This is a genomic window from Actinoplanes sp. NPDC049802, from assembly GCF_040656595.1.
Taxonomy (GTDB): Bacteria; Actinomycetota; Actinomycetes; order Mycobacteriales; family Micromonosporaceae; genus Actinoplanes.
Genome location: NZ_JBFAMR010000057.1, coordinates 12,907 through 36,429, shown reverse-complemented (window position 1 = coordinate 36,429; position 23,523 = coordinate 12,907). Strand labels below are relative to the sequence as shown.

The following is a 23,523-nucleotide window of genomic DNA, read 5'->3' as shown; positions in this document are numbered from 1 at the left end:
CGGGGTCAGTAGATCTTGAGCCGGACGCGCCCGGCCGCGGTGGGGTGCGGCGCCGGGCCGAGCACGGCATCTCGCCGCGCCGCACGACGGGCGCCGGGCCGCGGGACCGCGCCGGTCAGGTGGGCCAGGGCAGATCGGTCTCGACCGGCTCGGTGTAGTCGACGTCCGGGACGTCGAAGCCGTACAGGCTACGGAACTGGGTGCGGAACCACTCGACGTCGGCGTGCTCGCCGATCGTCGCCGAGGTCACCGCCTCCCAGCGTTCGGTGACGGCGGCCTGCACCGCGGGGTCGAGCTCCCAGCGATCCAGGCGGATGCGGCCCTGCTCGTCGAGGTCCAGCGGGCGGGCGCCGGTCAACTGCTCCCACAGCTGCACCGACTGCTCGACCGGCGACTGCATCCGGTCGCCGAGGACGGCCCGCAGGAGCCCCACATACAGCGCGAGGCCGGGGATCGCGGTCGACGCCTGCGTCACGGCGACGCCGTTGACCGAGGTGAACGCCTGCCCCGACCACGGCGCCAGCCGGTCGGTCAGGCCGGCGGCGGTCGCCTCGAGGTGCGCCTTCGCGGCGCCGATGGAGCCGTCCCGGTAGATGGCCGCGGTCAGCGCCGATCCGATGTACGACAGGGCGACGGTGCGGAAGCCGTCGTTGACCAGGCCCCGCTCGGCGAGCGCGCCGATCCACAACGCCCAGTCGTCGCCGCCCATCACCCGGACCGTCGCCTCGGCCTCGGCCTCGCTCGCCGGCTCCGCGATCACCTCGCGCAGGGCGGCCGTGCCGTCGGCGTCGAACTCCATGCTCCGGGTACGGTGTGCCGCGCCGAGCGGCTTGATCACCGACTGGTGGGTGACCCCGGTGGCGGGGTCGGTGCGCCGCGGCGCCGCCACGCTGTAGACGAGATGGTCGACGCCGCCGAACCGCTCCGCGATCAGGTCGAGGACCTCGGCCTTCGTCGCCTCGGCGAAGGCGTCCCCGTTGACGAACGTGAAGTCGCCGCCCGCCTCGGCGACCATCGACGCCGTCGCGATCGTCCTGTACCACCCGGCGGTCGCGGTCCGCCGTCCGGCGGGCCGCTCGAAACCGATGCCGACGCCGCGGATGCCGTGCCGGGCCAGCCCCACGATGGTGGCGGCCAGGCCGTAGCCGGCGCTCGAACCGACCACCAGCGCCACCGGCCCCTTGCCCGGTCCGGCGGCGTCACCGCCCGCCTCCGCGCGCATCCGCGCGACGGTGGCGAAACAACCGGCCGGATGGGAGTCGAGGAGCAGGAAACCCCGCCCGGTGGGATTCACGACACGTTCGGACACGGACAGCGCCTCCAGGTCAGCGAGTCCCCCACTCTACTCGCGACAGAGGCCTCAGCCGCCAGATCCGCGGCGGTCTGCGCGTCACGCGGGCCCGGGCGACGGCGGAATCGATCAACGAGTCCGAGGGCGCCTCATGGTCACGGCCCGTGGTGCACAATCGCGCCGTGACACTCATGCGGGGCCGGGCGGGACTGATTCTGGGCATTGCGCTGCTGCTCGCCGCGGTCGGGGGCGTGGCCGGGCTGCGCCGGTGGCAGAACCGGCCTCCCTACGGGCCGGAGGCGCTCGGCGCGCGGGCCACGCTGGAACTCGTCGACCAGGCGACCGCGAACGCCGCGCTCGCGCCGGTCGACGCCGAGTTCGCGAACGACGAGGGCGACCAGATCCTCCTGGGCCGGGTCACCTGGACCCGGCCGCCCGAGGCGCGGGACGGCACCTCGCTCCGGATCGTCCTGCTCGACAAACGCCGCCACCTGATGCCCGGCTTCATCGCCGTCGCCTCGGCCGACCCCGACCACGTCAACACCGGGTCGGACGGGGCGCTGATCACCGCCGAGGAGCGCTACCCGTGGCTGCGGGGCGCCGGCATGGGCTCGACCGGGGGCGCGGGCACCGCCGTCACCGTGTCGTCGATGGACGCGTCGCCGGTGACCTTCCAGACCGTGCTGCACGCGGTGGAGACGGGGACACCGGCGGAGCAGATGGTCGCCACGGCGCCGGTCGCCGTACCGGATCTGCTCGTCGCCCTGATCTGTGTCGGACCCGATGGGCAGGTCTACTGGGCGCAGCGGCTGCTCAACTAGCCTGCGTTTCCCGTGCGCGGAACGCCGCGCACGGGAGACGCCCGGGGCCGGACCCGCCGTTCGCCGCCGAGCGGCGCGGGTAGGGTCCGATCATGGACGTGATCGTGGTCGGCGCCGGTGTCGCCGGGCTCTCCTGCGCTCGGGCGCTCACCGACGGCGGGGCCCGGGTCCGCGTCGTGGAACGGGGCCGGGTGGCCGGCGGGCGGCTGGCCAGCAGACGCTACGACGGCCGTTACGCGGACATCGGCGCGGCCTACCTCGTCGCCGACGATCCGGCGTTCACGGCGCAGGTCGGGTCCTGGCGGTCGCGCGGGCTCGCCCGGCCGTGGACCGACACGCTGCGGATCTACCCGGGCGGTGACCGGACCACCGGGCCGGTGCGGTGGGCGGCCCCCGGCGGGCTGCGCTCGCTCGCCGCCGACCTCGCCGACGGGCTCGACGTGCGGTTGTCGGCCCCGCTCGGCGCCGTCCCGCAGGACGCGGACGCCGTCGTCCTGGCCATGCCCGGCCCGCAGGCGCTGCGCCTGTCACCGCCGCCGGAGATCGTGGCCGCCGCGTCCGCGCAGGTGTGGCGGCCGGTGATCGCGGCCGTCCTCAGTTACCCGGAGCGGGAGTGGGGTGACCTGAGCGGCGCCTTCGTCAACGACCATCCGTACCTCGCCACCGTCTGCGACGACGGCGACCGGCGCGGCGACGGGGCCCCGGTGCTGGTCGCGCACTCGACCGCCGCGCTGGCCGCCCGGCACCTGGACGATCCCGAGAGCGCCGGGCCGATCCTCGCCGGGGCCGTCGGCGAGCTGCTCGGCCTCTCCGGGCGGCCGGAGGTGCGGGTGCACCGGTGGACCTTCGCCCGGCCGGAGCCCGTCGACGGCCCGTACGCCACCGACGGCCGGGTCTGGCTCTGCGGCGACGCCTTCGGCCGCCCACGGGTGCAGACCGCCTGGCTCTCCGGCCGGGCGGTGGCTCACGCGCTGCTCGCCTGACGCCGTGTGACGGCCGGGCCGGCCGGGTCGCGGACCGGGTGCCCAGGACGACGGCGGTGCCCCGATACCGCCGTCCCGCTCCGGCGGGCCGGTACCGGTCCTTTACCGTCGTCGTGACAGGCGCCTGATGCGGAGCACCGCCGCGCGGAGCCGGTCACGTGCCGGGTGATGGGCGAGCACCGGGGCGTCCGGCATCGCCGAGCCGGAGTCGCGTCGTGCGAGCTGCATGCTGATCACTACCGCTGACATGTCCATGAGTCCTCCTCAGTGGTCCGTTACCGTTCACGTTAACGGTAACGGGATCGATTCGCACGCGTATCACCCGGCTGACCAGGAGGGCTACGATGCATTCACCGTGGAAAACGACAGCCCGGGCAGCGCGCCCGACACCAACCGACGCGTGACCCTGCGGGACGTGGCGCGACTGGCCGGCGTCTCGCACCAGACCGTGTCGCGGGCGATCAACGACAAGGGTGAGATCGACCCGGAGACCCGCCGCCGGGTCCTCGAAGTGGTCCAGCGGCTGCGCTACCGGCCCTCCCGGCACGCCCGCGGCCTGGTCCGCCCGGACACCATCACGATCGGGCTGGTGGTGGCCGATGTCGTCAACCCGTTCTTCCCCGAGCTGATCGCCGGAGTGATCGGCGCCGCCGACCAGCGCGGCTGGAAGGTGCTGATCAGCACCACACAGGACGATCCAGGCCGCGAGCCCGAGCTGCTGCGCTCCCTCGCCGGCCAGGTCGACGCCCTGATCGGCTATCTGTACGCGCCGGACGCGGAGATCGCCGCCGCGGTCGAAGGCCTGCCCCTGGTCGTCATGAACCGGTCCACCCGGCACACCCGGTTCAGCGTCGTCGAGGTCGACGTGCGCACCGGGGTGCGGGCCGCCGTCGACCATCTGATCGGCCGGGGGCACCGCCGGATCGGCATGATCGATTGCCCGGTGCCCGATCCGGCCCGCCGGGAGGCGCTGCTGGAGGCCGCCGCCGCCCACGGCGTGCCGATCGCCGCGGACGCGATCGTCACGGTCGATCAGACCCGCTCCGGCGGCGAGGCCGGGCTCGCCCGGCTTCGCGAGACCCGCCCCGACATCACCGCGATCCTCGCCTTCAACGACATGGTGGCGATGGGCGCCCACCGTGCCGCCCGCCGTCTCGGCCTCAGCATGCCCGGCGACGTGGCCCTGGTCGGCTTCGACGGCCTCAGTTTCGGCGAGCTCCTCGACCCGCCGCTGACCACCGTCGACATCGACAAGCGCGGCATGGGTGAGCTGGCCGTCGCCCAGGCCGCACGGCTCCTGGCGGGCGAGACCCCGCCCGCCGCGATGGCCCCCACCGCGCTGCTGGTCCGCGGCTCGGCCTGAGCCGCCACGCGCGCTCGGCGGCCGGGGCCACCGTGGCGGTCGGCCGAGGCGTTCCGGCTGGCTGTGCCGGTGCCGTTTCGCGCGTCCTGAGGCGGCTCTGGCGGCCGGCTGAAGGGTTTCGGCAGGCTGGTGGGGCTGTCCCAGTGGGTGTGGCTGCATCCGCAGCGAGCGTCGATCCAGCCCTTTCTGGTACGCGGAACCCCGTCCACATCCACTGGACCGTCCCGCTCCGACGGCGCGGCCGCCCGCCTGCTCCCGCCCGTGCCGCGACCGCCGGGCTGAGCTCGGTGGCCGGCCGGCCGGGCCCGGCCGGTTGTCACCCGCCGTGCTGCCGGTGGTGGCTGTGCCGTGGCCGGGGAGGGCGACCGGCCGGTTCGGCCCGGGCGGGAGCCGGCACCGTACCGAAACGATGACGAACACGCTCCTAGTCATTGCCGTGTGTCGATGGTATGAACTTTGCATGAACCTGGGAGCGCTCCCACACGGGGCTACGCAACTACTCAGAGCCGCCGTCGTGACGGCCGCCGCCGCCGTCCTGGTGACGGTCGGCGTGACGGCCGCCCGCGCCGCCGCGGACACCGCGGTCGCCACCGGCTACTCGCACACCTGTGCCGTCAAGTCCGACGGCGGGTTGTGGTGCTGGGGCGGCAACGGCCGTGGCCAGCTCGGCGACGGCACCACCACCGCCCGCGCCACCCCGGCGCGTGTCGGCACCGCCTCCGACTGGGCCGGCATCGACGCCGGGCCCTCCTACAACTGCGCCCTGCGCACCGACGGCAGCCTCTGGTGCTGGGGCAACAACCTGCGCGGCCAGCTCGGCGACGGCACCACCACCAACCGCGCCACCCCGGTACGCGTCGGCGCCGCCTCCGACTGGGCCACCGTCAGCGCCGGCGACAGTCACGCCTGCGGTGTGCGTACCGGCGGCACCCTGTGGTGCTGGGGCTTCAACCGGCTCGGCCAGCTCGGCACCGGCACCAACTACTACGAGACCGCGCCGGTGCAGGTCGGCACCGCAACCACCTGGGCGAACGTCACCGCCGGGTACGGGCACACCTGCGCCACCCGTACCGACGGCGGCCTGTGGTGCTGGGGTGACGGCACCACCGGCCAGCTCGGCATCGGTGTGCTGAGCTACCGCACCACCCCGGAGCGGGTCGGCACCGAGACCACCTGGGCCGAGGTCTCCGCCGGCTACGGCTTCACCTGCGGCACCCGGACCGACGGCACGCTGTGGTGCTGGGGCGAGAACGGCTACGGCCAGCTCGGCGCGACCGGGGCCTACCAGACCACGCCCACCCGGGTCGGCACGGACAGCACCTGGAAGCGGGTCGCCGCCGGCGACAGCACGGCCTGCGCCGACCGTGCCGACGGCAGCCTGTGGTGCTGGGGCAACAACGCGTCCGGCCAGCTGGGCGACAGCACCACCACCCACCGCTCCGCGCCCACCCGGGTCGGCACCGCCACCACCTGGAGCAGCGACGTCGCCGTCAACTACCACGCGTGCGCGGTCCGTACCGACGCGAGCCTGTGGTGCTGGGGCGGCAACGGCAGCGGCCAGCTCGGCGACGGCACCACCACCCAGCGCGGAACTCCGGCGCAGGTGACCCTGTAGGTCAGCGCAACCGGGAGCGGAACTCGGCGAGGGTGAGGATCGCCGCGTTCCGCTCCTCGACCGGGAACACCGCGATGTCGGCGTCGTCCTCCTCGAGCTGCGGCAGCCACTGGGTCACGAACGCCTTCACCGGGATCCGGATGGCGTGCTCCCCGTCGACCTCGCCCTCGTTCTCCAGGCGGGCGACCGTCGCGAACGGCCAGATCGGCAGCAGGTTGCGCCGCCGGGCGTCCTCGGTGAACAGGATGTCGCCCTCGTCGCCCCACACCCACACCGCGCCCCGCTCGGCGATGGCCTCGAACGTCGTGGCCACCCGCGCCGCCTCGTCCAGCCCGCGCAGCCGCTCCGCCTCACGGTGTGAGATGTCATCCGATGCCACGTGATCTCCGATTTCCGGTCGTTCGGCTTCCCGGGCGATGCTATCGGCCCGGCTGCGGCGTCATCGGCAGGAGGTGGCGCCACCCAGCGCGCCGACCAGGCCGGCCGCGGTCCCGGCGTGTTTCGCGTACGCCTCCGGGAAGGCCGACACCTGCACCGCCTGGGCCGCCTCGGTGAGCCGCATCCGCTGCCAGCCGTCGATCGTCAGCAGCTTGTCGTAGAACTTCCCGGTCTGGTACGCCGGATCGGTCAGCTGCCGGCGCGTACCCCACCCCTGGCTGGGCCGCTGCTGGAAGAGGCCGATCGAGTCGCGGTCGCCACCACGCAGGTTGCGCAGGCCGGACTCCTGCAGCGCCGTCGCCACCGCGATCACCACCGCCTCGTCCGGCACCCGCCGTGCGCCGCCGATCTCGACGATGAGGCGCGCGTTCGCGATCTGCTCGTCACTCCAGCCGCTGAGCGCCGGCGACGGGGCGGGGGAGGGGGCGCAGTTCTCGTCGGCGCGCACCAGCGGGCTGATCAGAAAGGCGGCGATCACGGCGACCGCGGTCACGAACAACGTACGCACGACGCGGAAGGGTACCTGTCGATCTCTGAACGGATCATCCCGGCCGCCGGCCGCTAACGCGTGATCGTGGCCAGCGGGCGCGGCCGAAGGAACCAGTCGGCGTCCAGCCGTACCCCGGTGATCGACTCCATGGTCGCCATCGCGGTCGGCCAGTCCGCGTCCGCGCCCCGGGCGTCCTCGAGGGCGTCCAGGTCGTGCAGGGCTCCGAGGTGACCGTCGAGAGCGTCCGGGTCGGCGCCCCACCGCCGGCCCGGATCGAGCGTGTCCAGTTCGGTGATCACCACGTCGTCGGCGACGTGGATCAGCCGGTTGTAGTTGTTGATCATCCAGAGCACCTGGTGCACGGTCCCGCCACTGCTCAGCCGGCGCAGCTTCTCCTCCTCCTGACCGGCGTCGCTGGGACCGACCAGGACGACGGCGTCGCCACGCTGCTCGACGAAGACCTGATCGTCCTGCCACCCCAGGTCTGCGGGGCACGCCGTCGTCATCGCCGCCGGATCACCACCGATCAGGCGCACCACCGCGTCGACGGTGTGCGGGCGCACCACCGTCCAGCACAGCGACTCTCCGACGATCCACTCACTGCCGTCCAGCCGCGCGAACAACTCCATGTAGTGCCCGATCAGCGCGGACTCCGGACCCGCCATGCCTTCCCCCTGAGATTCGGCAGCGCAGCGACCGTACCGTGCCGTGGTCTCCCGGTGGGCCCGACGCTGACACGACGACCCGGACCGGGGCGGACGGCCGGCGTCTGCTTTGCTGGCGAACATGCAGAGCACAACCGAGTTCGACCGGTTCGGACCATGGATCGACGAGGTCGAGACCGTCGACGACCTGCCCCGCCTCTTCCGGGACTCCGGCGTCGAACCGCGATCTCACCGGCTCGTGCTCAAGGTGCCGCGCGACATCGAGCGCCGCGACGCCAACCCCCACATGCATCTGTACGACTACCTGATCGCGGTCGGCGACGAGGTCCTCACGGTGCTCATCCGGAACGGGGACACCTACGGGACGGCGCGTATCCCGTACGACCGGATCGGCGCCATCCAGAACAGCGTGCGACTGCTCGACGGCCGTCTCACGATCCGCACGCTGGACGGGCCGTCGCTGACCGTCACCTACAACGGGGCGTCCGGCGGCCCGGTGCGCGACCTGATCCAGGTGCTGCGCGAGGCGTACCTGCCGGTGGTGCCGCCCGCACCGGACGACCCCTACCGTCCCGAGCTCCACCTGGGTCCCGAGGACACCGGCCTGCTCACCGACTACCGGCGGCTGATCGACCGGGAGCCGGGGATGCGGCTGCTCAACGTCTCCGCACGCCAGCACCTGCGCCACCGGATGCGGCTGGTGGTCATGCACCCGTCGATCCTGGTGGGCGACGACCGCGAATGGCAGATCATCCACCGGCGGGACTGGTTCACCGGCCCCGGCGACGACCTCTCGCTGGCCCGCACCATCCTGCCCCGGGCGCGGATCGACGCGCTCCGGGTGCGCCCGCACGAACACCACCGGCACGTGGACGTCGTCACCGTGCTGGCCGGCGCCATGACCCTGGAGTTTCCGGTGGTGCCCGGACCGTTCAGCGAAGCCCTCGTGCAGCCGATGAGGTAACCGTGCAGAGGTGGCGGCTGACCAGGACACTCGCGGCGTCTGTCGGCGTGGCCGTGATCGCGTGGGTGTGGTTCCTCGCCGGGCTGACCCGGCCGACGCCGCCGATTGCCGGGTGGGCCCTGCTGCTGTTCGCCGTGCCGATCGCGATCCACCTCTCGTGGCGGGCCGGCGCGGCGGACCGGACCTTCTGGCGCTACGTCTCGGCCGGGATGGCCGGGCTGGGTCTCGGCTCGGCCGCCGCGGCCCGCGACTTCTACAGCGGCGATCAGGCCGGCCAGCACATCGGTGGCCTCACCGCGATGCTGTACGTGGCGAGCCTGCTCGCCATCATGCTGGGCCTGCTGCTGATCCCCGGAGCCCAGCGGTCGCGGATGGAGTGGATCCGGTTCGTCCTGGACGTAGCCACCATGGTCGTCACGGTGCTCGTCTTCGGCTGGCATCTGGTCCTGCCACGCTGGGAGGGCTGGACCGAGGGCAGCGCGGCCGGCACCGGCGCGCTGGTGGTCGTGGTCACCGCCGCCCTGATCGGCATGCTCGCCTTCGTCAAGGTGTCGTTCACCGGCACCGGGCCGATCGACCGCCGCGCCCTGCACATCCTGGCGCTGGCCGGGGCGGCCGGCGCGATCGGCGGGGCGATGGCGCCGCTGCTGGCCGAGCGGCCTCACCTGAACACCAGCCACGCGCTGCTGCCCACCACCTCTCTGCTGGTCTGTCTCGCGGCGGACCGGCAACTGCGGGCGGCCCGGACCGCCGTGCCGGCGTCCCGGCCGCTGTCCCGGCGGCCCAGCGTCATGCCGTACACCGCCGTCCTGGCCACCGGCGCGCTGCTGCTGGCCGGCGCGGCGAACGGCGCCGACGACCTGATGGCCATCGCCGCCGGCTCGATCGTCGTCACCCTGCTCGTGGCGACGCGGCAGGTCCTGGCGCTGCGGGACAACGCCCGGCTGCTCGACGACCTGGACGCCCGCCAGCGGGAGCTGTCCTACCGGGCGACCCACGACGAGCTGACCGGACTGGTGAACCGGACCACGCTGACCGCCGAGATCGCCGCCGCCCTCGACGACGGCCGGACCGGGGTGACCGTCGCGCTGATCGACCTGGACGACTTCAAGGAGATCAACGACGACCTGGGGCACGCGGTCGGTGACGCGCTGCTCGTGGCCGTCGCCGACCGCATCACCGAACAGCTGGCGGACGGGTGCGTGGCGGCCCGCCCCGGCGGCGACGAGTACGCGCTGCTGCTGCGCGGCGACCACACGGCCATCCTGACGGCGATCGCCGCGAACCTGCGCCGGCCGCTGCACGCCGACGGCCACGAACTGGTCGTCGAGGCGAGCATCGGGTTCGTCCCGGCGCAACCCGGCGACACCGCCGAGGAGTTGCTGCGCCGCGCCGACCTGGCCATGTACGAGGCGAAGAGCCAGGGCAAGGGCCGGTACGTCACCTACGACCGGCGGATGGACCAGCGGACCGCGGAGCAGTCCCGCCTCGCCGCCGACCTGCGCGGCGCCCTCGACACCGACCAGCTGCACCTGCTCTACCAGCCGATCGTGGCGATGCCCGGCGGCGAGCTGTTCGGCGTGGAGGCGCTGGTCCGCTGGACCCACCCGGAACGCGGGCCCGTCGGCCCCAACGTGTTCATCCCGGCCGCCGAACGGACCGGGCTGATCGTGCCGCTCGGCGCGTGGATCCTCGAGGAGGCGTGCCGGCAGGCCGTCCGGTGGCGCGACGAACTGGACGCGGCGGCTCCGCGTACCGTCTCGGTCAACGTCTCGGCCCGGCAGTTGCGCGAGGCCGGGTTCGCGGGCGAGGTCGCCGCCGTGCTCAGGCGTACCGGCCTGCCGCCGCACGTGCTCACCGTCGAGGTCACCGAGACGGCGGTGTTCGACGGCGGCACGGCCCTCGGCGAGCTCCAGGCCATCGCCGCGCTCGGCGTGAAGATCGCGCTCGACGACTTCGGCACCGGGCACTCGTCGCTCGGCCTGCTGCGCACCTGCCCCGCCGACATCCTCAAGGTCGACAAATCGTTCGTCGACGACGTCACCGAGGACGGACAGCCGGCCGTCATCGTGGCCGCGCTCATCGGCATCTGCCAGGGCATGGGGCTGCGCGCCGTCGCCGAGGGGGTGGAGACCGCCGAACAGGCGGCCGAACTGCACCGTCTGGGCTACCGGTACGCGCAGGGCTACCTGTACGGCCGTCCCATGCCCGCCGACGGGATCGCCACCTACCGTCCGGCGTACGCCGCCGTCGCGGCTTAGACGCCCGCCCCGGTCACGTGCCGACCAGCGCCTGATGGACGGCGGTGAGCAGCTCGGCCCGCGTGAACGGCTTCTCCAGGAGCGCCACATCACCGTCGTGGGCGCCCTGCGTGTCCAGCAACGGGGTCGAGTAACCGGACATGTAGAGCACTTTGATGTCGTTTCCGGCGGCGGTCACCTCCTCGGCCAGAGCGGTGCCCAGCATCTGCGGCATCACCACGTCGGTGAGCAGCAGGTCGACCTCGCCGGGATGGTCCGCGACCCAGCGGAGGGCGGCGTCGGCGCCGTCCGGATCGAGAACCCGGTAACCGTCGGCCGACAGCATCCGCTGACAGATCTGCCGCAGAGACGGCTCGTCCTCGACGAGCAGGATGGTCTCGCCGTGCCCGCGCAGGTCGGCGTCCTCCGGCTCGCCGCCCGTCGACGCGGGGCGCCGGGAGGTGACCGGGAGGAGCACGTCGATGTGGGTTCCCCGGCCCGGCTCGGAGTCGATGGCGACCGTGCCGCCGGCGCCGGTGACGATGCCGTACACCATCGCCAGCCCCAGCCCGGTGCCCTTTCCCACCGGCTTGGTGGTGAAGAACGGCTCGAAGACGCGCTCGATGACCTCCGGCGGCATGCCGGTGCCGGTGTCGCTCACCCGCAGCCGCGCGTACTCGCCCGCCGGAAGAGACGGATGGTCGCCGGGCACGGTGAGATCCCCCCGGGCGGCGATGACGTTGTCGGTCGAGATCGTCAGCGTCCCGCCACCCGGCATGGCGTCCCGGGCGTTCACCGCCAGGTTGACCAGAACCTGCTCGAGCTGTCCGGGGTCGGCCAGGACCGGGCCGCAGCCGCCGTCACCGTCGATGACCAGCCTGATGTGCTCGCCGATGGAGCGGCGCAGCATGTCCTCCACCTCGTGCACGACCGTCGAGAGGTCGACGGCCTGCGGGCGGGTCACCTCCTGCCGGGCGAACGCCAGCAGTTGCCGGGTCAGCGTGCCGCCTCGGCGCGCGGCGCGCAGAATCTGCTGTGAGTCGTGGTGGATCTGATTCCACACCTCCGGTACGGGGCCGGCTCCCGCCTGCTCCGCGGCGCTGTCGCTGATGAAGGCGGCGTAGTTGATGATCACCGCGAGCAGGTTGTTGAAGTCGTGGGCGACCCCGCCGGCCAACTGCCCGAGGCTCTCGATGCGCTGGGTTCGCTGCAACTGCTCCTGCAGCCGTGCCTGCTGTGCCTCCTCCCGCAGCCGGGTCCGCTCGGCCTCCGCCTGGAGCCGGTCGCTGATGTCCCGGACCGCGGCGCACACGATCAGCCCGGTCGGGGACCGCATTCCGCTCAGGCTGATCTCGACCGGGAACACCGTTCCGTCCCGGTGCCGGGCCCACAGCGGCCGGCCGGCGCCCATGGCCCGGTGCACCGGGTGGTCGACATACCGCTGCCGGACACTCTGGTGGATCGACACCAGTTCGTCGGGCACCAGCGTCTCGACAGGGCGGCCGATGAGCTCCGCACGGTCGTAACCGAACAGCCGCTCGGCCTGCGCGTTGACGAACACTATGCGGCCCGACGAATCCGCGCCGAGGATCGCATCCGGCGCCACGTCGAGCAGTTGTTCGAACACTTCGTGCACCAGCACCCCACCGTCGGCCACCGCGGACCCCCTCACGTTCGAGTCATGCCGGGAAAGGTCGGATCCCCGCGGGCGGAACGTCGCGCCCGCGGGCCGTGCAAGTCTCCTGAACCGGTCATACGCCATCGGCGGGCGCCGGGTGCCGAAAGTCGCGCCTTGCACCCCGATTTCCGGCCCGCCCGGGCCCGTCGCCCGATCCGGGACCAAGGTCCCGGATCGTTGCCCGCCCGGCCCGTCAGTGTTCCCGTCGCCGGGCCGAATCGATGAGCACGGTGTTCCCGCAGGGTGGCCGGAACGCCGGGGAGATCGCCGCACCCGCGCGGCCCCACACCAGGAAGCAGGAGCTGACTTGACTTCCTCCCCGCCCTGACAGAAGGAACGGGGATTCCCTTCGTCCTTGCGGCCGAACCGGCTTACGCCGGACGCCTCGCGGTGTGGGGTTCCTGCTACACAGCCGACCGCAGAAGGGAGGACCCTTGCTGTCTGACATCAGCTCCACAGGCTTCGCCGGGGTTGTCTCCGGCTACGGCTCGTCCAGCCGCAAGGATGTTCGTGGCGGGACTTGAACAGCTACCGAACGCGGTGTGCTGGTGGCGCAGGGTCTGCTGCAACGGCACCGGGGACACCTCGGACAGGAACGCCAGCTCTGCGGTCTTCTTCCAGCCGGTCAGCGCCGCGTCGGTCTGCTGGTACGAGGTCTTCTCGCCGCGCTGGGAGAACGCCGCGCGCCGGTCGGCGAGGGTCTTGTTCCAGACCGCGGGCGCACACACCCGAAGGTGCGGTGCAACACCGCAGCCTGCTCGGGAGTCGGGTAGGCCCGACATTTGTACACCGTACGCATATCGACAGCTTACCGAGAGGATGTCATGAGTCAAGTGTACGCGGGTTTGCTTCCGGACTGCGTCCTCAGACCGTCCCGGCTGCGCCGGGCCGCTCCAGACGGAGCCGCCATTCCTCCCCGCCCTGAAGGACGGGGCATCCTGGCGGACCTCCGGTAAACCCCGACCTCTTCGAGCGCCTCGGCGACCCGGCACGGATGAGGCAGATCGCCGCGTTCGACATCCTGGACCCGGGGCTGCGCGCCGGGCTCGACGCCGTCGCCCGGCGAAGCGCGACACTGCTGCGAACCCCGATCGCCCTCGTCACCCTGGTGCTGGACTCCGCTCAGCTCGTCCTCGGGTCCCACGGTCTCGGCGGCTGGATCGCGGAGGCGCAGGGGACGCCGGCGGAGTGGGCGATGTGCACCTACACGGTGCTCACCGGCGAGCCGTACCAGGTCACCGACAGCGACGCCGACCCGAGACACGCGGACAGCCCGTTCATGCGGACGACCGGAATGCGCAGCTACCTCGGGGTGCCGCTGATCGTGGCCGGTCAGGCGCTCGGCGCGCACTGTGCCGTCGACCCCCACAGCCGTGCCTTCGGTGACGGCGACCTGGCCGTGCTCAACGACGGGGCCGCCGCGACGATCCGGCTGCTGTGGGAACACCGGCATCGATGAGACTCACGCCGCCCGGCACGGCGATCGAGGAGGAGGGACCCCGGCGGCGACACCGGCCGCTGCCCGACTACGGTCGAAAGGCGTGACCACCGAGCCCCGTAAACGTCGCGGCCCGTACGTCTCCGGCCGGGAGGCCCAGCGGACGATCCTCGACGCGGCCCGTGACGTGTTCGCCGAGCGCGGCTTCCGCGGCGGCGTCCTGCGTGACGTGGCCGAACGCGCCGGGGTCAGCGCCGGCAACATCATCCACCACTTCGGGTCCAAGCAGGGGCTGCTCGTGGCGCTGCTCGAGGAACGTGACATCGGCAGCAACCTGGACCTGCAGAACCCGGCCGGCGGCACGTTCATCGAGGGCCTGCGCGAGCTGATCCGGGTGAACGCGGCCGACCGCCCGATGGTCCGGCTCTTCGCCACCCTGGCGGCCGAGGCCACCGAGGCCGGCCATCCGGCACACCGATTCTTCCGCGACCGGTACGCGCTGGTCCGCACCGCGGTGACCTCCGGCGTCGAGGCGGCCCGCGAACGGGGCGACCTGCCCGCCGGCCCGCCCGCCGCCGAGATCGCCGCCGGCATCATCGCCGTCATGGACGGTCTGCAGACCCAGTGGCTGCTCGACGACACCTTCGACATGGTCGCCGCCTTCGACGCCCACCTCCGGGCCGTCGGCGCCCGCCTGCACTGACACCAGGCCGTTTCGGCGCATCCGCAGTGCTCAGAGCGGCTCGTACGCCCCAGTAGACTCTGGCGGTCAGACTCACGTGCAGTAGAGGGGCCCGTCCGTGTACCTGCATCGCCTGCGAATCAACGGAGTGCGGGGATTTCACGGGTCCCGGGCCGTTGACCTGCGCTTCGAACAGGAATACGACGACAGCACCATCTACGACCGCTATCGGGGGTTCTACGTCGTCGCCGGACGGAACGGGTCCGGGAAGACGACGCTTCTCCGGGCGGCCGCGACCGCGCTGGCCGGTCCGGAGGTGGCGAACAGCCTGACCGAGGGAGATCGGGACTGGGTCAGCCACGGACAGGCCGTCGCAACAGTCAACGCCGACGTCGTCCGGGACGGCCACGAGATCAACCTCGGTGCGGGACGGCCCGCCGAGGCTTTCTCAGCCGCACTCAGGTGGGAACAGACTGAGGGCGCGCGTGCCCGGCCCCAAGCCGACAACCGGCGAGGGCCGGGCGGCAAGATGGCTGAGCGATCGCTCTGGTCGCCGAAACCGGCCGGCTGGTTCGCCGCGGGCTACGGGCCGTTCCGGCGCCTGGCCGGCACGAGTGGCGAGGTCGCACGACTGATGGCCGGCGACTGGACCGCGGCGCGGTTCGCGACACTGTTTCGTGAGGAGGCGTCCCTCGCGGAGACCGTTCAGTGGCTTCAGCAGGTCAACTATCGCGCCCGGTCCAATCGCCCGGGATACGCCGAGTTGGAGGAGGGCGTCATCGGGCTCCTCAACGACGGCCTGTTCCCCGACGGGTACACGGTCGACCGAGTGGATCCCGACGGGCTGTGGATCACCAGAGAATCCGGAACTCCCATCCGCGTCGACGAGATGAGCGACGGCTACCGCACCATCACCGCGCTGGTGACCGACATCGTGCGCCAGATCCACGAATGCTACGACGGCGGAATCGAATGGTCCCCGAACGGCCGCCCGGAGATCTGGACGTCAGGGGTCGTGCTCATCGACGAGATCGACGTTCATCTCCACGTCTCCTGGCAGAAGCGCATCGCGCCCTGGCTGCTGAAGCACTTCCCCTACCTGCAGTTCATCGTCACGAGTCACAGCCCGTACATCTGTCAGAGCGCCTCACCCGGCGGCCTGATCCAGTTGCCCGGGCCCGAGGACGAGTTCCCGCCCCGGGTCGCCGACGAGGAGCTCTTTCGTCGGGTCGTCAACGGCAGCGGAGACGACGCCGTTCTGACCGAGCTCTTCGGGTTGGACTCCCCTTACTCGGAACGTGTCGACGAGCTGCGATCGGCACTGACCCGCCTGGAACGGCTCGCCATCCGCGGCCAGGCGCGTCGCGAGGACCTCGCTGAGCTGGCACGATTGTCCGAGGTGATCGCGCCGTCGCCCGGCAGCCGGGTACGCGACGTGCTCGGGGACGGCTCTTGATCCCGATCCAGCGCCGGCCGCTCCCCGCACGGATCTGCCGGCAACTCGCCGATTCGACCGCCACGATCGCCGCCAGTTCGACCCCTCGGCAGACCGCCCGTACGAGCTGGAGCGGCGCGACGACCACCCGCCGGCGGCTCAAGACCGAGCTCTCGACCATGTGCGCGCGGCCGTCCTTCTGCATGTACTGCTACGAGAGCCGGGGCACGGACGTCGACCACTTCGTGCCGATCGCCCATGACCCGCTGCGCACCTTCGTGTGGGACAACCACATCCTCGCCTGCGGTTACTGCAACCAGCAGGCCAAGCGGGAAGCCTTCCCGATAGACACGACAGGGCGCCCACTTCTGCTGGACCCGAGCGTGGACGACTCCGCCGATCACATGACGCTCGCCAGCACCGGCCACTTCATCGACCTGACCGCACAGGGCCGCGAAACCATCGAGGTGCTGGGGCTCAACGCCCGCAGTGAGCTGGTGGAGGCCCGGTACCGATCGTGGCGTGGCGTTGTTCGCGTCTTCGCGCAGGCGGCTCGGGAGAAACGCGCGCTCAGCGCCGATGACGTGGAGGATCTACGTTTTCTGCCGGTGGTCGACGCGTTCCACCACTTCGTGCACGACATCGCCACCGGCCGGCTCGGGCACAAGGCCGTCGCGCCGCAGGTCGCCCGCCACGCTTCGGGCAACCTGCCGGCCCTCAAGGCAGTGTTTCCCGGTTGTGCTCTGTAGCCGTGCCGAGGCCGAGCAGTTCGGCCAGCTCGCGCCATTGGGGGCGGGGGATCGTCGCCGGGTTGCCGGTCTCGGTCAGAACCTGCACGGCCACGTGGTCGGCACCGGCCGCCAGGTGGGCGTCGACGCCGGCGCGGATCGTGCCGGCGTCGCCCCACAGCACCGCCTGGTCGACGAGACGGTCGCTGCCGTCGCCGGTCAGGTCGGACTCGTCGAGGCCGTACCGGGCCAGCTGCCTGGTGTAGTTGGGCAGCGACAGGTACGGGCGCAGAGTGCGGCGGGCCGCCTGCCGGGCCACGGCCGGGTCCGCGGTGAGGACGATCTTCTGCTCGGGGGCGAGCAGCGGGCCGGTGCCCAGGACCCGGCGGGCCTCGGCGGTGTGCGACGGGGGCATCAGGTAGGGCAGCGCGCCGGCCGTCAGCTCGGCCGCCGTGCGCAGCGTCCTCGGCCCGAGGGCGGCGATCATCCGCTCCCCGGCGGGAACCGTCGCGAGCGGGCCGGTCAGGAACTCGCGCAGCCGGGTCAGCGGGCGCGTGTACGCCTGCCCGTGCGCCTCGGCCGTGACCGCGTGCCCCGAACCGACACCCAGGTAGAACCGCTCCGGGAAGCGCTGCCGGACGCGGGCGTGCGAGGCGGCCACCCGGGCGCCGTCGCTGGTCCAGATGTCCACGATGCTGGTGCCGACGACCAGCGTGGTGGTGGCCGCGAGCACCGACTCGGCCAGGTCGAGGTCGTCGCCCGGGCTGCCGCCGATCCACAGTGTCCCGAAGCCGAGGGCCTCCACCTCCCGGGCCGCCTCGGCGATCGCGCCGGCCTCGCGCGGCCAGATCTGCCAGGGGGCCCACACTCCGTACCGTCCCAATGTCCGCATCGCCCGATCCTCTCTCACCCGGCGGCGTCCGGCCACGTTCGCGCCGGGCGCGCCGACCCGATTCGCCCGCCGGGTGGGGGAGACGGTATGCACGTCACGTGACAGACGGATCTTCGATAGGGCGTGCCGGGAAGCGGATGGCCGTCGCCACGCTCGCCTCACGGATCGCCGGGTTCCTGCGGATCCTGGTGCTCGCCGCCGCGCTCGGGCTGGGCGGTGAGCTGCTCGACACCTACAACCTGGCGAACACCCTGCCGAACGCCGTCTACGAGCTGATCGTCGGCGGTGCCATGGCCAGTGTCGTGGTGCCGCTGCTCACCCGGGCGGCGTTGCGGGAACCCGACGGCGGGGTGCTCTACGCGCAACGGCTGCTGTCGCTGATCGTCTACGTCCTCGGCGCGGTCACCGTGCTGGCCGTCCTCACGGCGCCGCTGCTCGTCGACCTGTACGCGCCCGGCTTCACCCCGGAACAGCGCGACCTGGCGATCGTGTTCAGCCGGTTCTTCCTGCCGCAGATCCTGTTCTACGGCGTCAGCGCCACCACCGGCGCGATTCTCAACATCCGGGGCCGGTTCGCCACCCAGGCGTGGGCCCCGCTGTGCAACAGCGTCATCGTCATCGCGGTCGGGCTGACCTACCTGGCGGTCGGCGGCGCCACCGGCACCGACCTGAGCACCGGGCATCTGCTGCTGCTCGCGGTCGGCACCACGTTCGGCGTGTTCGCGCAGGCGCTGCTGGTGGGGTGGCAGCTGCGGCGCAGCGGATTCCCGATCCGGCTGCATCTGGACCCGCGGGGCATCGCCATCCGGCGCATCGGTGAACTCGGCGTGTGGGTGCTGGTGGCGGTCGTCGCCTCGCAGACGCTGACCGCCGCGGCGACCCGGGCCGCGTCGTGGGGCGGCGTCGGCGGCATCACCGCCTACCAGAACGCGAGCGCCGTCTACCTGGTGCCGTTCGCGGTGATCGCGGTGTCGGTGATGACCGCCATGCTGCCGCGGCTCAGCCGGCACGCGGCCCACGGCGACCACCAGCGGGTCACCGTCGGACTGTCCCGGGCGGTGCGGACCGCGCTGGTCGTGATGGCGCCGGTCGCGGCCGCCTTCGTGCTGCTCGGGCCCACCATCGCGGTGGTGCTCTTCGAGCACGGCAACAGCGACCCCGCCACGGTACGCGTGCTCGGGCTGGTCCTGGCGGCGTTCGGGTTCACGCTGGTCCCGTTCACCAGCTACATGATCCTGCAACGCGGCCTGTACGCCTTGCAGGACACCCGCACGTCGGCGCTGATCACGGTGCTGGTCGCCGCGGTCGGGGTGGCCGGATGCGCCGCCGCCGGGGCGCTGCTGCCGGCCCGGGACATCGTGGTCGGCATTCCGGTGGCGTACGCGATCGCCTATCTCACCGGGCTGAGTGTGACCGCTCTGGTGCTGCGCCGGCGGTTGGGTCACATCGACGGGCGGCGGCTCGTGCGTACCCATCTGCGGGTCTTCGTCGCGACGGTGGCCGGCGCGGGATGCGCCGGCCTCGTCGTGTGGGCCTCCGCCCCGGCCACCTGGACGGGCGCCCTGTTCACCCTGCTGGGCGCGGTGACCGCGGGTGGCGCCGGCTACCTGCTCGCCGGGCGGCTGATGCGCCTCGCCGAGCTGCGGCACCTGCTGAACATGGCCCTGCCCAACCTGCGGACCTGGTGACCTACCGCCGCGGCGGCACCGCGTCGGTGATCTTCTGCTCCAGCACGACGCTGTAGGTGAGCAGGTCGCCGGGCGCCAGCCGCGCGGTCGTGCCCGCCGGCCGCACCACGCGGGACTCCTGGCCGAGGGCCCGCCCGGTCGCGGCGTCGATGACGAAGCGGCGTTCGATCGAGCCGGTGAAGGCGCTCGCGGTGGTGAAGGCGAAGCCCTCGCCGGTCCGCCCGTGCCGGTCGGCCACGACGCCCAGGGAGCGGGTGCCGGGCAGGGTGGCGATCAGCCGGAACGCGGCCGCCCGGACCTCGCCGCTGACCGGGATCTCGGTGACGAGGCCGGACGCCACGTTGAGCAGCCACTGGTCCCGGTCGGTGGGCATGTCCCCGCCGCCGCCGTCGAAATGCTTCAGCAGCGCGGCCCGCAGGGCCTCCGGCTCGGCCGGCAGTTTCTCCAGATCGGGTACGGAGAGGAAGGCGTGCACCCGCGCGTCACTCGTCGACACGGTCCGCGGCCCGGCGCCGATGCCGACGGGTGTTCCCGGCCCGGTCTCGCCGTTGGGCAGGGGTTTGCCGACCAGCACCTGCCCGGGTGAGCCGGCGGCACGCCAGGCGTCGTCGTCGGCGGGCGTCGCCGGGGTGAGGCCGAGGGGCTGGGAGACCACCCGGGTGGGTCCGCCGCCCGAGCGGGACAACCAGATCTCGGACGACGATTTCGCCGTCATCCGGTAGGTCGCGGCGCCGGAGCCCACGGTGAGCACCGAGCCGTTCTCGGTCCGGAGGACCAGATACCGTCCGGTGCCGGGGGCGTCCGTGCTGCTGTGCTCGGCCGCCGCCAGCAGGAGCTGCGGCGCGGTCAGCCCGGTGGCCGTCTGCACCGACGAGCCGGTTCCCGGCGGCGCGGGCGCCGAGGCTTCCCCGTCGATCACGACCGCGGCGACCGCGGCGACGGCCGCGGCCGCGAGCGCCCCGGCCGGGATCAGCGCGGCGGCCCGCGGGCGCCGGGTCCGCCGCGCCGCGCCGGGCGCGGCCGTCAGGGGGAAGGGCAGCGGTGGCGTGCCGGGCGGGTCGAGCCGCGCCGGCCGGGCGTCGGCCAGGGCCTTCATGACGTCGGGCTGGTTTCTCATCGGCTCGGCTCCTCGATGACGGCCGGTCTCAGGACCGGCGGCGGCATGGTGGTGGTGGTCGGTTCCCCGGCGGCGGCGAGGGCGCGTTCGAGGCGGGTGCGGGCGCGGTGCAGGCGTACCAGGAACGTCGCGGTGGAACAGTTCATGACCCGGGCCGCCGCACGGGCCGGCAGCCCGTCCCAGGCGGTCAGGGTCAGCGCTTCCCGGTCGTTCTCGGAGAGCTGGGCGAGGGCGGTCAGTACCGCCGACCGTTCGGCGACGGCGTCGGCAACGTCGGGGGTGTCGGCCGCCCACGCCAGCATCTCGGCGGCGAGCGCCCGCTGCCGCTGTTCGTCCCGGTAGCGTTCGCGGATCACGTTGCGGGCGACGCCGAGCAGCCACGGCAGCGCCGCTCCGGCCGGCATGCGGGCGAAGCGCCGCCAGGCCACCAGGAACGTCTCCGCCACGATCTCGTCCGCGAGCGGTCGCCCGGCGCGGGCGACCGCGTAGGCGTACACCCGGGGGTGGTGTTCGGCATACAGCGCGGTGAACTCCTGCGCATTCTCAGGGTCTGCCACTGATGGGCCGTCCTTAGTGAAGGTGTGCTGTCACCTGGTAATGCGCCGGGAGACCGGATTCTTACCGCCGATCTCGAATCCGGTGCAGTGTGACGTCGTGCAGCGCCGGCCACGGCCCGGGCCGTCAGGCAGATGTGGTCCGGCTGACGCCCGCGGCCGGCCGGCGAACCCACCACGGTGCCGTACCGGCTCACGCCGCGCCAGGCACCGCCCGGCCCGGCCCCGCGCCGCCGGCGTCGTGCCGCGCCACCCGGTCCATGGCCGGGGAGCGGGCTCAGCCGGGCAGCTCGCCGCCGGGTTCGACGAGCCTGTTCTGGTACGCGACGACGACCGCCTGGGTGCGGTTCTTCACCTCCAGGCGCATGATGACCCGGCAGACGTGGGTCTTGACGGTGTGCATGGCCAGATGCAGTCGCGCGGCGATCTCCTCGTTGGTCAGGCCGTGTGCCATCAGCTTGAGGACCTCCAGTTCCCGGGGCGTCAGCCGGTCGAGGATCCCGGCCACCGGGCGATGCGGCACGGGCCGGGGCGCGAGACCGCTGATCACGCCGCGGGTCACGGAGGGCGCCAGGTAGCAGTTGCCCTCGGCCACGCATCCGATGGCGGAGGCCAGCTCGGCCGGGGCGGCGTCCTTGAGCACGAAACCCGACGCCCCGGCGCGCAGCGCCGCGAAGACGTGCTCGTCGTCGCCGAGCCCGGTCAGGACCAGCACCTTGGCGGTGTAGTTCGGATCGGGGGTGAAGTCGTCCGCGGTGAGCCGCCGGGTGGCCTCGATGCCGTCGACGCCCGGCATGTTCAGATCCATGAGTACCACGTCGGGTGTCAGGTCGCGGGTCATCAGCAGGGCTTCGGCGCCGTCGGGCGCCTCGCCGACGACCTCCAGATCAGGGTGCACCGACAGGATCATGCGCAGTCCGCTGCGGACCAGCCTCTCGTCGTCGGCGAGCAGGATGGTGGTGGGCATCAGCCGGCGATCCTCTCCGGCAGGGCCGCCGCCGGCACGACCACCGGGAGGACCGCCTCGACCAGGAAGCCGTCGCCGGACGGCCCGGCGTGCAGGACGCCGCCGGCGATCTGCACCCGTTCCCGCAGGCCGAGCAGGCCGTGGCCGGTGGACAGCGGCGCCGGGCCGCGTGCCCGCCGGCCCGGGCCGGGACCGTCGTCCCGTACGGTCACGGTGACGTGCTCGGCCGTCCACCTCAGGCCGACCTGGACGGTGGCGCCGGGCCCGGCGTGCTTGACGGCGTTGGTGAGCCCCTCCTGCACGAGGCGGTAGGCGGCGAGGCCGACGCTCGGGTCGAGCAATCCCGGTACGCCGGACACCTGCTTGCCCACCGTCAGCCCGGCGCCGCGGGCCCCGGCCAGCAGCGCGTCGACGGCGTCCAGGTCGGGCTGCGGCTCGCCGCCGGAGACCGCGAGGCCGCCGGAGGCGGAACGCAGCAGGCCGAGCAGGCGGCGTAGCTCGTTCATGGACTGCCGGCCGACGTCCTGCACGGTGTCGAGGGCCTCCTCGGCCCGGCGGGGGTCGCTGGCGAGCACGGCACGGGCGCCCGCGACCTGGAGCACCATCACACTCACCGCGTGGGCGACGATGTCGTGCAGCTCCCGGGCGATGCGCAGGCGTTCGCGGCGGACCGCCTCCGCGGTTGCCGCGTCCTGCTCGGCCGCCTGCTGACGGGCCAGCCGGGCACGATACCCGATCAGCCATGCGGCGCCGGCGACCAGCATGAACACGACCACGTACGTCGTCTCGAACAGCCACGTCCCGGCACCCCGCGCCTGGAGGACGAACGGCAGCAGGCACGCCGCCCATCCGGCCAGGGAACGGGCCGGCGGCAGCTGCCGGCCGGCGGCGCCGACCGCGACGAGCAGCGCGGTCACCGGCGTGTACGCCGTGAACACGAGGGCACACGCGCCCGCCCACGACATCTGCACGGCCAGCACCGCCACCGGGTGCCGGCGCCGGAACAGCAGCGCGGCGACCATTGTGAGACTGCCCGCCGGGACCAGCCAGCCGGCCGCGACCCCGGCGCCGCCGCGCAGTTCGTTGTCGCCGGACCACACCAGCAGGTCGACCGACCCGGTGACGAAGAGGACCGCGAGTTCGGGGAGCCATCCCGGCGCCGCCGCGCTCCGGCCGGGCTCCTGATCGAGCAGGATCATCCTCAGGGCCTCCGCGGCTTGAACAGGTCCCAGAACGAACCGTTCGTGATCACCTGCTGGACCGGCGCGCAGACGGGGCAGGCGACCGGGAACGGGACGGGCGAGGGGCTGAGCTGGTCGGCGATCGAGAGGGGCGTGCCGGGCGGCGGGGTGGCCACGGCCGGGGCCGGGCCTGCGAGAAGTACCGAAGCGGTCGTCGCCACGCTCACGAGGCCCGTCAGCCAGCGTACGCCGTACGAAATAGTGGTTTTGTCTGACATGCACCTATCGTCGGC

23 protein-coding genes and 1 pseudogene are annotated in these 23,523 nt (G+C 72.7%); 11 read left to right on the top strand and 13 right to left on the bottom strand.

What is annotated here, in order from left to right; all coding sequences use genetic code 11:
• Positions 1-115: 115 nt before the first annotated feature.
• On the bottom strand, positions 116-1,309 hold the full coding sequence (gene fabV / locus AB0I88_RS30295; RefSeq protein ID WP_361032148.1) for an enoyl-[acyl-carrier-protein] reductase FabV: 1,194 nt from the start codon (positions 1,307-1,309) through the stop codon (positions 116-118).
• A 164-nt stretch (positions 1,310-1,473) separates the two neighbouring features.
• Between fabV and AB0I88_RS30290 the strand changes: the two genes are divergently transcribed.
• The 4 genes from AB0I88_RS30290 to AB0I88_RS30275 all read left to right on the top strand — a co-directional run bounded on the left by AB0I88_RS30290 (position 1,474) and on the right by AB0I88_RS30275 (position 6,073).
• Positions 1,474-2,112 carry a hypothetical protein gene (locus AB0I88_RS30290; protein ID WP_361032145.1) on the top strand — a complete coding sequence of 213 codons (639 nt, stop codon included), beginning with the start codon at positions 1,474-1,476 and terminating at the stop codon, positions 2,110-2,112.
• Between the two features lie 92 nt (positions 2,113-2,204).
• A complete protein-coding gene (locus tag AB0I88_RS30285; protein WP_361032142.1) occupies positions 2,205-3,095 on the top strand; it encodes an FAD-dependent oxidoreductase in 891 nt (296 codons plus the stop codon).
• Positions 3,096-3,450: 355 nt separating this feature from the next.
• Positions 3,451-4,458 carry a LacI family DNA-binding transcriptional regulator gene (locus AB0I88_RS30280; RefSeq protein ID WP_361032139.1) on the top strand — a complete coding sequence of 336 codons (1,008 nt, stop codon included), beginning with the start codon at positions 3,451-3,453 and terminating at the stop codon, positions 4,456-4,458.
• Between the two features lie 460 nt (positions 4,459-4,918).
• A complete protein-coding gene (locus AB0I88_RS30275; protein ID WP_361032137.1) occupies positions 4,919-6,073 on the top strand; it encodes a hypothetical protein in 1,155 nt (384 codons plus the stop codon).
• Position 6,074: 1 nt separating this feature from the next.
• Here AB0I88_RS30275 and AB0I88_RS30270 read toward each other — a convergent pair whose 3' ends face one another.
• Genes AB0I88_RS30270 through AB0I88_RS30260 form a run of 3 tightly spaced genes read right to left on the bottom strand, consistent with a single transcriptional unit; the run spans position 6,075 to position 7,666 of the window.
• A complete protein-coding gene (locus AB0I88_RS30270; RefSeq protein ID WP_361032134.1) occupies positions 6,075-6,452 on the bottom strand; it encodes a DUF2750 domain-containing protein in 378 nt (125 codons plus the stop codon).
• Positions 6,453-6,512: 60 nt separating this feature from the next.
• Positions 6,513-7,019: a peptidase M23 gene (locus tag AB0I88_RS30265; protein WP_361032131.1), complete on the bottom strand. Its 507-nt coding sequence runs from the start codon at positions 7,017-7,019 to the stop codon at positions 6,513-6,515.
• Positions 7,020-7,072: 53 nt separating this feature from the next.
• On the bottom strand, positions 7,073-7,666 hold the full coding sequence (locus AB0I88_RS30260) for a DUF6461 domain-containing protein (RefSeq protein WP_361032128.1): 594 nt from the start codon (positions 7,664-7,666) through the stop codon (positions 7,073-7,075).
• 121 nt (positions 7,667-7,787) lie between these two features.
• Here AB0I88_RS30260 and AB0I88_RS30255 point away from each other — a divergent pair, with 121 nt between their 5' ends.
• Positions 7,788-8,630, top strand: a complete 843-nt coding sequence (locus tag AB0I88_RS30255; RefSeq protein ID WP_361032125.1) for a hypothetical protein — start codon at positions 7,788-7,790, stop codon at positions 8,628-8,630.
• A 2-nt stretch (positions 8,631-8,632) separates the two neighbouring features.
• Complete coding sequence (locus AB0I88_RS30250) at positions 8,633-10,891, top strand: EAL domain-containing protein (RefSeq protein ID WP_361032122.1); 2,259 nt, start codon at positions 8,633-8,635, stop codon at positions 10,889-10,891.
• 13 nt (positions 10,892-10,904) lie between these two features.
• On the opposite strand, the gene AB0I88_RS30245 is transcribed toward AB0I88_RS30250, so the two are convergent.
• The 3 genes and pseudogenes from AB0I88_RS30245 to AB0I88_RS30235 form a co-directional block, all read right to left on the bottom strand.
• Positions 10,905-12,542 carry a PAS domain S-box protein gene (locus tag AB0I88_RS30245; protein ID WP_361032119.1) on the bottom strand — a complete coding sequence of 546 codons (1,638 nt, stop codon included), beginning with the start codon at positions 12,540-12,542 and terminating at the stop codon, positions 10,905-10,907.
• A gap of 410 nt (positions 12,543-12,952) precedes the next feature.
• Positions 12,953-13,276 (bottom strand): hypothetical protein, encoded by a 324-nt coding sequence (locus tag AB0I88_RS30240; RefSeq protein WP_361032208.1) that lies wholly within the window; start codon positions 13,274-13,276, stop codon positions 12,953-12,955.
• Positions 13,277-13,302: 26 nt separating this feature from the next.
• A pseudogene (locus AB0I88_RS30235) lies at positions 13,303-13,347 on the bottom strand (helix-turn-helix domain-containing protein); the annotation flags it as partial.
• A gap of 195 nt (positions 13,348-13,542) precedes the next feature.
• Between AB0I88_RS30235 and AB0I88_RS30230 the strand changes: the two are divergent.
• From AB0I88_RS30230 to AB0I88_RS30215, 4 genes are all read left to right on the top strand, one after another.
• Positions 13,543-14,007: a GAF domain-containing protein gene (locus tag AB0I88_RS30230; protein ID WP_361032116.1), complete on the top strand. Its 465-nt coding sequence runs from the start codon at positions 13,543-13,545 to the stop codon at positions 14,005-14,007.
• Between the two features lie 82 nt (positions 14,008-14,089).
• The gene (locus tag AB0I88_RS30225; RefSeq protein ID WP_361032113.1) at positions 14,090-14,689 is read left to right on the top strand and encodes a helix-turn-helix domain-containing protein; all 600 of its coding nucleotides are present in this window, start codon (positions 14,090-14,092) and stop codon (positions 14,687-14,689) included.
• Positions 14,690-14,786: 97 nt separating this feature from the next.
• A complete protein-coding gene (locus AB0I88_RS30220; protein ID WP_361032110.1) occupies positions 14,787-16,124 on the top strand; it encodes an AAA family ATPase in 1,338 nt (445 codons plus the stop codon).
• Positions 16,121-16,852 carry an HNH endonuclease gene (locus tag AB0I88_RS30215; protein WP_361032107.1) on the top strand — a complete coding sequence of 244 codons (732 nt, stop codon included), beginning with the start codon at positions 16,121-16,123 and terminating at the stop codon, positions 16,850-16,852. Before AB0I88_RS30220 ends, AB0I88_RS30215 begins: the two co-directional genes overlap by 4 nt.
• Here AB0I88_RS30215 and AB0I88_RS30210 read toward each other — a convergent pair.
• Positions 16,821-17,723, bottom strand: coding sequence for a TIGR03620 family F420-dependent LLM class oxidoreductase (locus AB0I88_RS30210; protein WP_361032104.1), 903 nt, complete (start codon positions 17,721-17,723; stop codon positions 16,821-16,823). The two genes, AB0I88_RS30215 and AB0I88_RS30210, sit on opposite strands and share 32 nt — an antisense overlap.
• Before the next feature lie 137 nt (positions 17,724-17,860).
• On the opposite strand from AB0I88_RS30210, the gene murJ reads away from it, so the two are divergent.
• Entirely contained in the window at positions 17,861-19,411 is a 1,551-nt protein-coding gene (gene murJ / locus AB0I88_RS30205; RefSeq protein ID WP_361032205.1) for a murein biosynthesis integral membrane protein MurJ, read from the top strand.
• Position 19,412: 1 nt separating this feature from the next.
• On the opposite strand, the gene AB0I88_RS30200 is transcribed toward murJ, so the two are convergent.
• The 5 genes from AB0I88_RS30200 to AB0I88_RS30180 form a co-directional block, all read right to left on the bottom strand.
• Positions 19,413-20,528 carry a CU044_5270 family protein gene (locus AB0I88_RS30200; RefSeq protein ID WP_361032101.1) on the bottom strand — a complete coding sequence of 372 codons (1,116 nt, stop codon included), beginning with the start codon at positions 20,526-20,528 and terminating at the stop codon, positions 19,413-19,415.
• The gene (locus AB0I88_RS30195) at positions 20,525-21,085 is read right to left on the bottom strand and encodes a sigma-70 family RNA polymerase sigma factor (RefSeq protein ID WP_361032098.1); all 561 of its coding nucleotides are present in this window, start codon (positions 21,083-21,085) and stop codon (positions 20,525-20,527) included. The genes AB0I88_RS30200 and AB0I88_RS30195 overlap by 4 nt, the downstream gene beginning before the upstream one ends.
• A gap of 274 nt (positions 21,086-21,359) precedes the next feature.
• Positions 21,360-22,049 carry a response regulator transcription factor gene (locus AB0I88_RS30190; RefSeq protein WP_361032095.1) on the bottom strand — a complete coding sequence of 230 codons (690 nt, stop codon included), beginning with the start codon at positions 22,047-22,049 and terminating at the stop codon, positions 21,360-21,362.
• Positions 22,049-23,248: a sensor histidine kinase gene (locus AB0I88_RS30185; RefSeq protein WP_361032092.1), complete on the bottom strand. Its 1,200-nt coding sequence runs from the start codon at positions 23,246-23,248 to the stop codon at positions 22,049-22,051. Before AB0I88_RS30185 ends, AB0I88_RS30190 begins: the two co-directional genes overlap by 1 nt.
• A 2-nt stretch (positions 23,249-23,250) precedes the next feature.
• Positions 23,251-23,508, bottom strand: coding sequence for a hypothetical protein (locus tag AB0I88_RS30180; RefSeq protein WP_361032089.1), 258 nt, complete (start codon positions 23,506-23,508; stop codon positions 23,251-23,253).
• Positions 23,509-23,523: the final 15 nt, after the last annotated feature.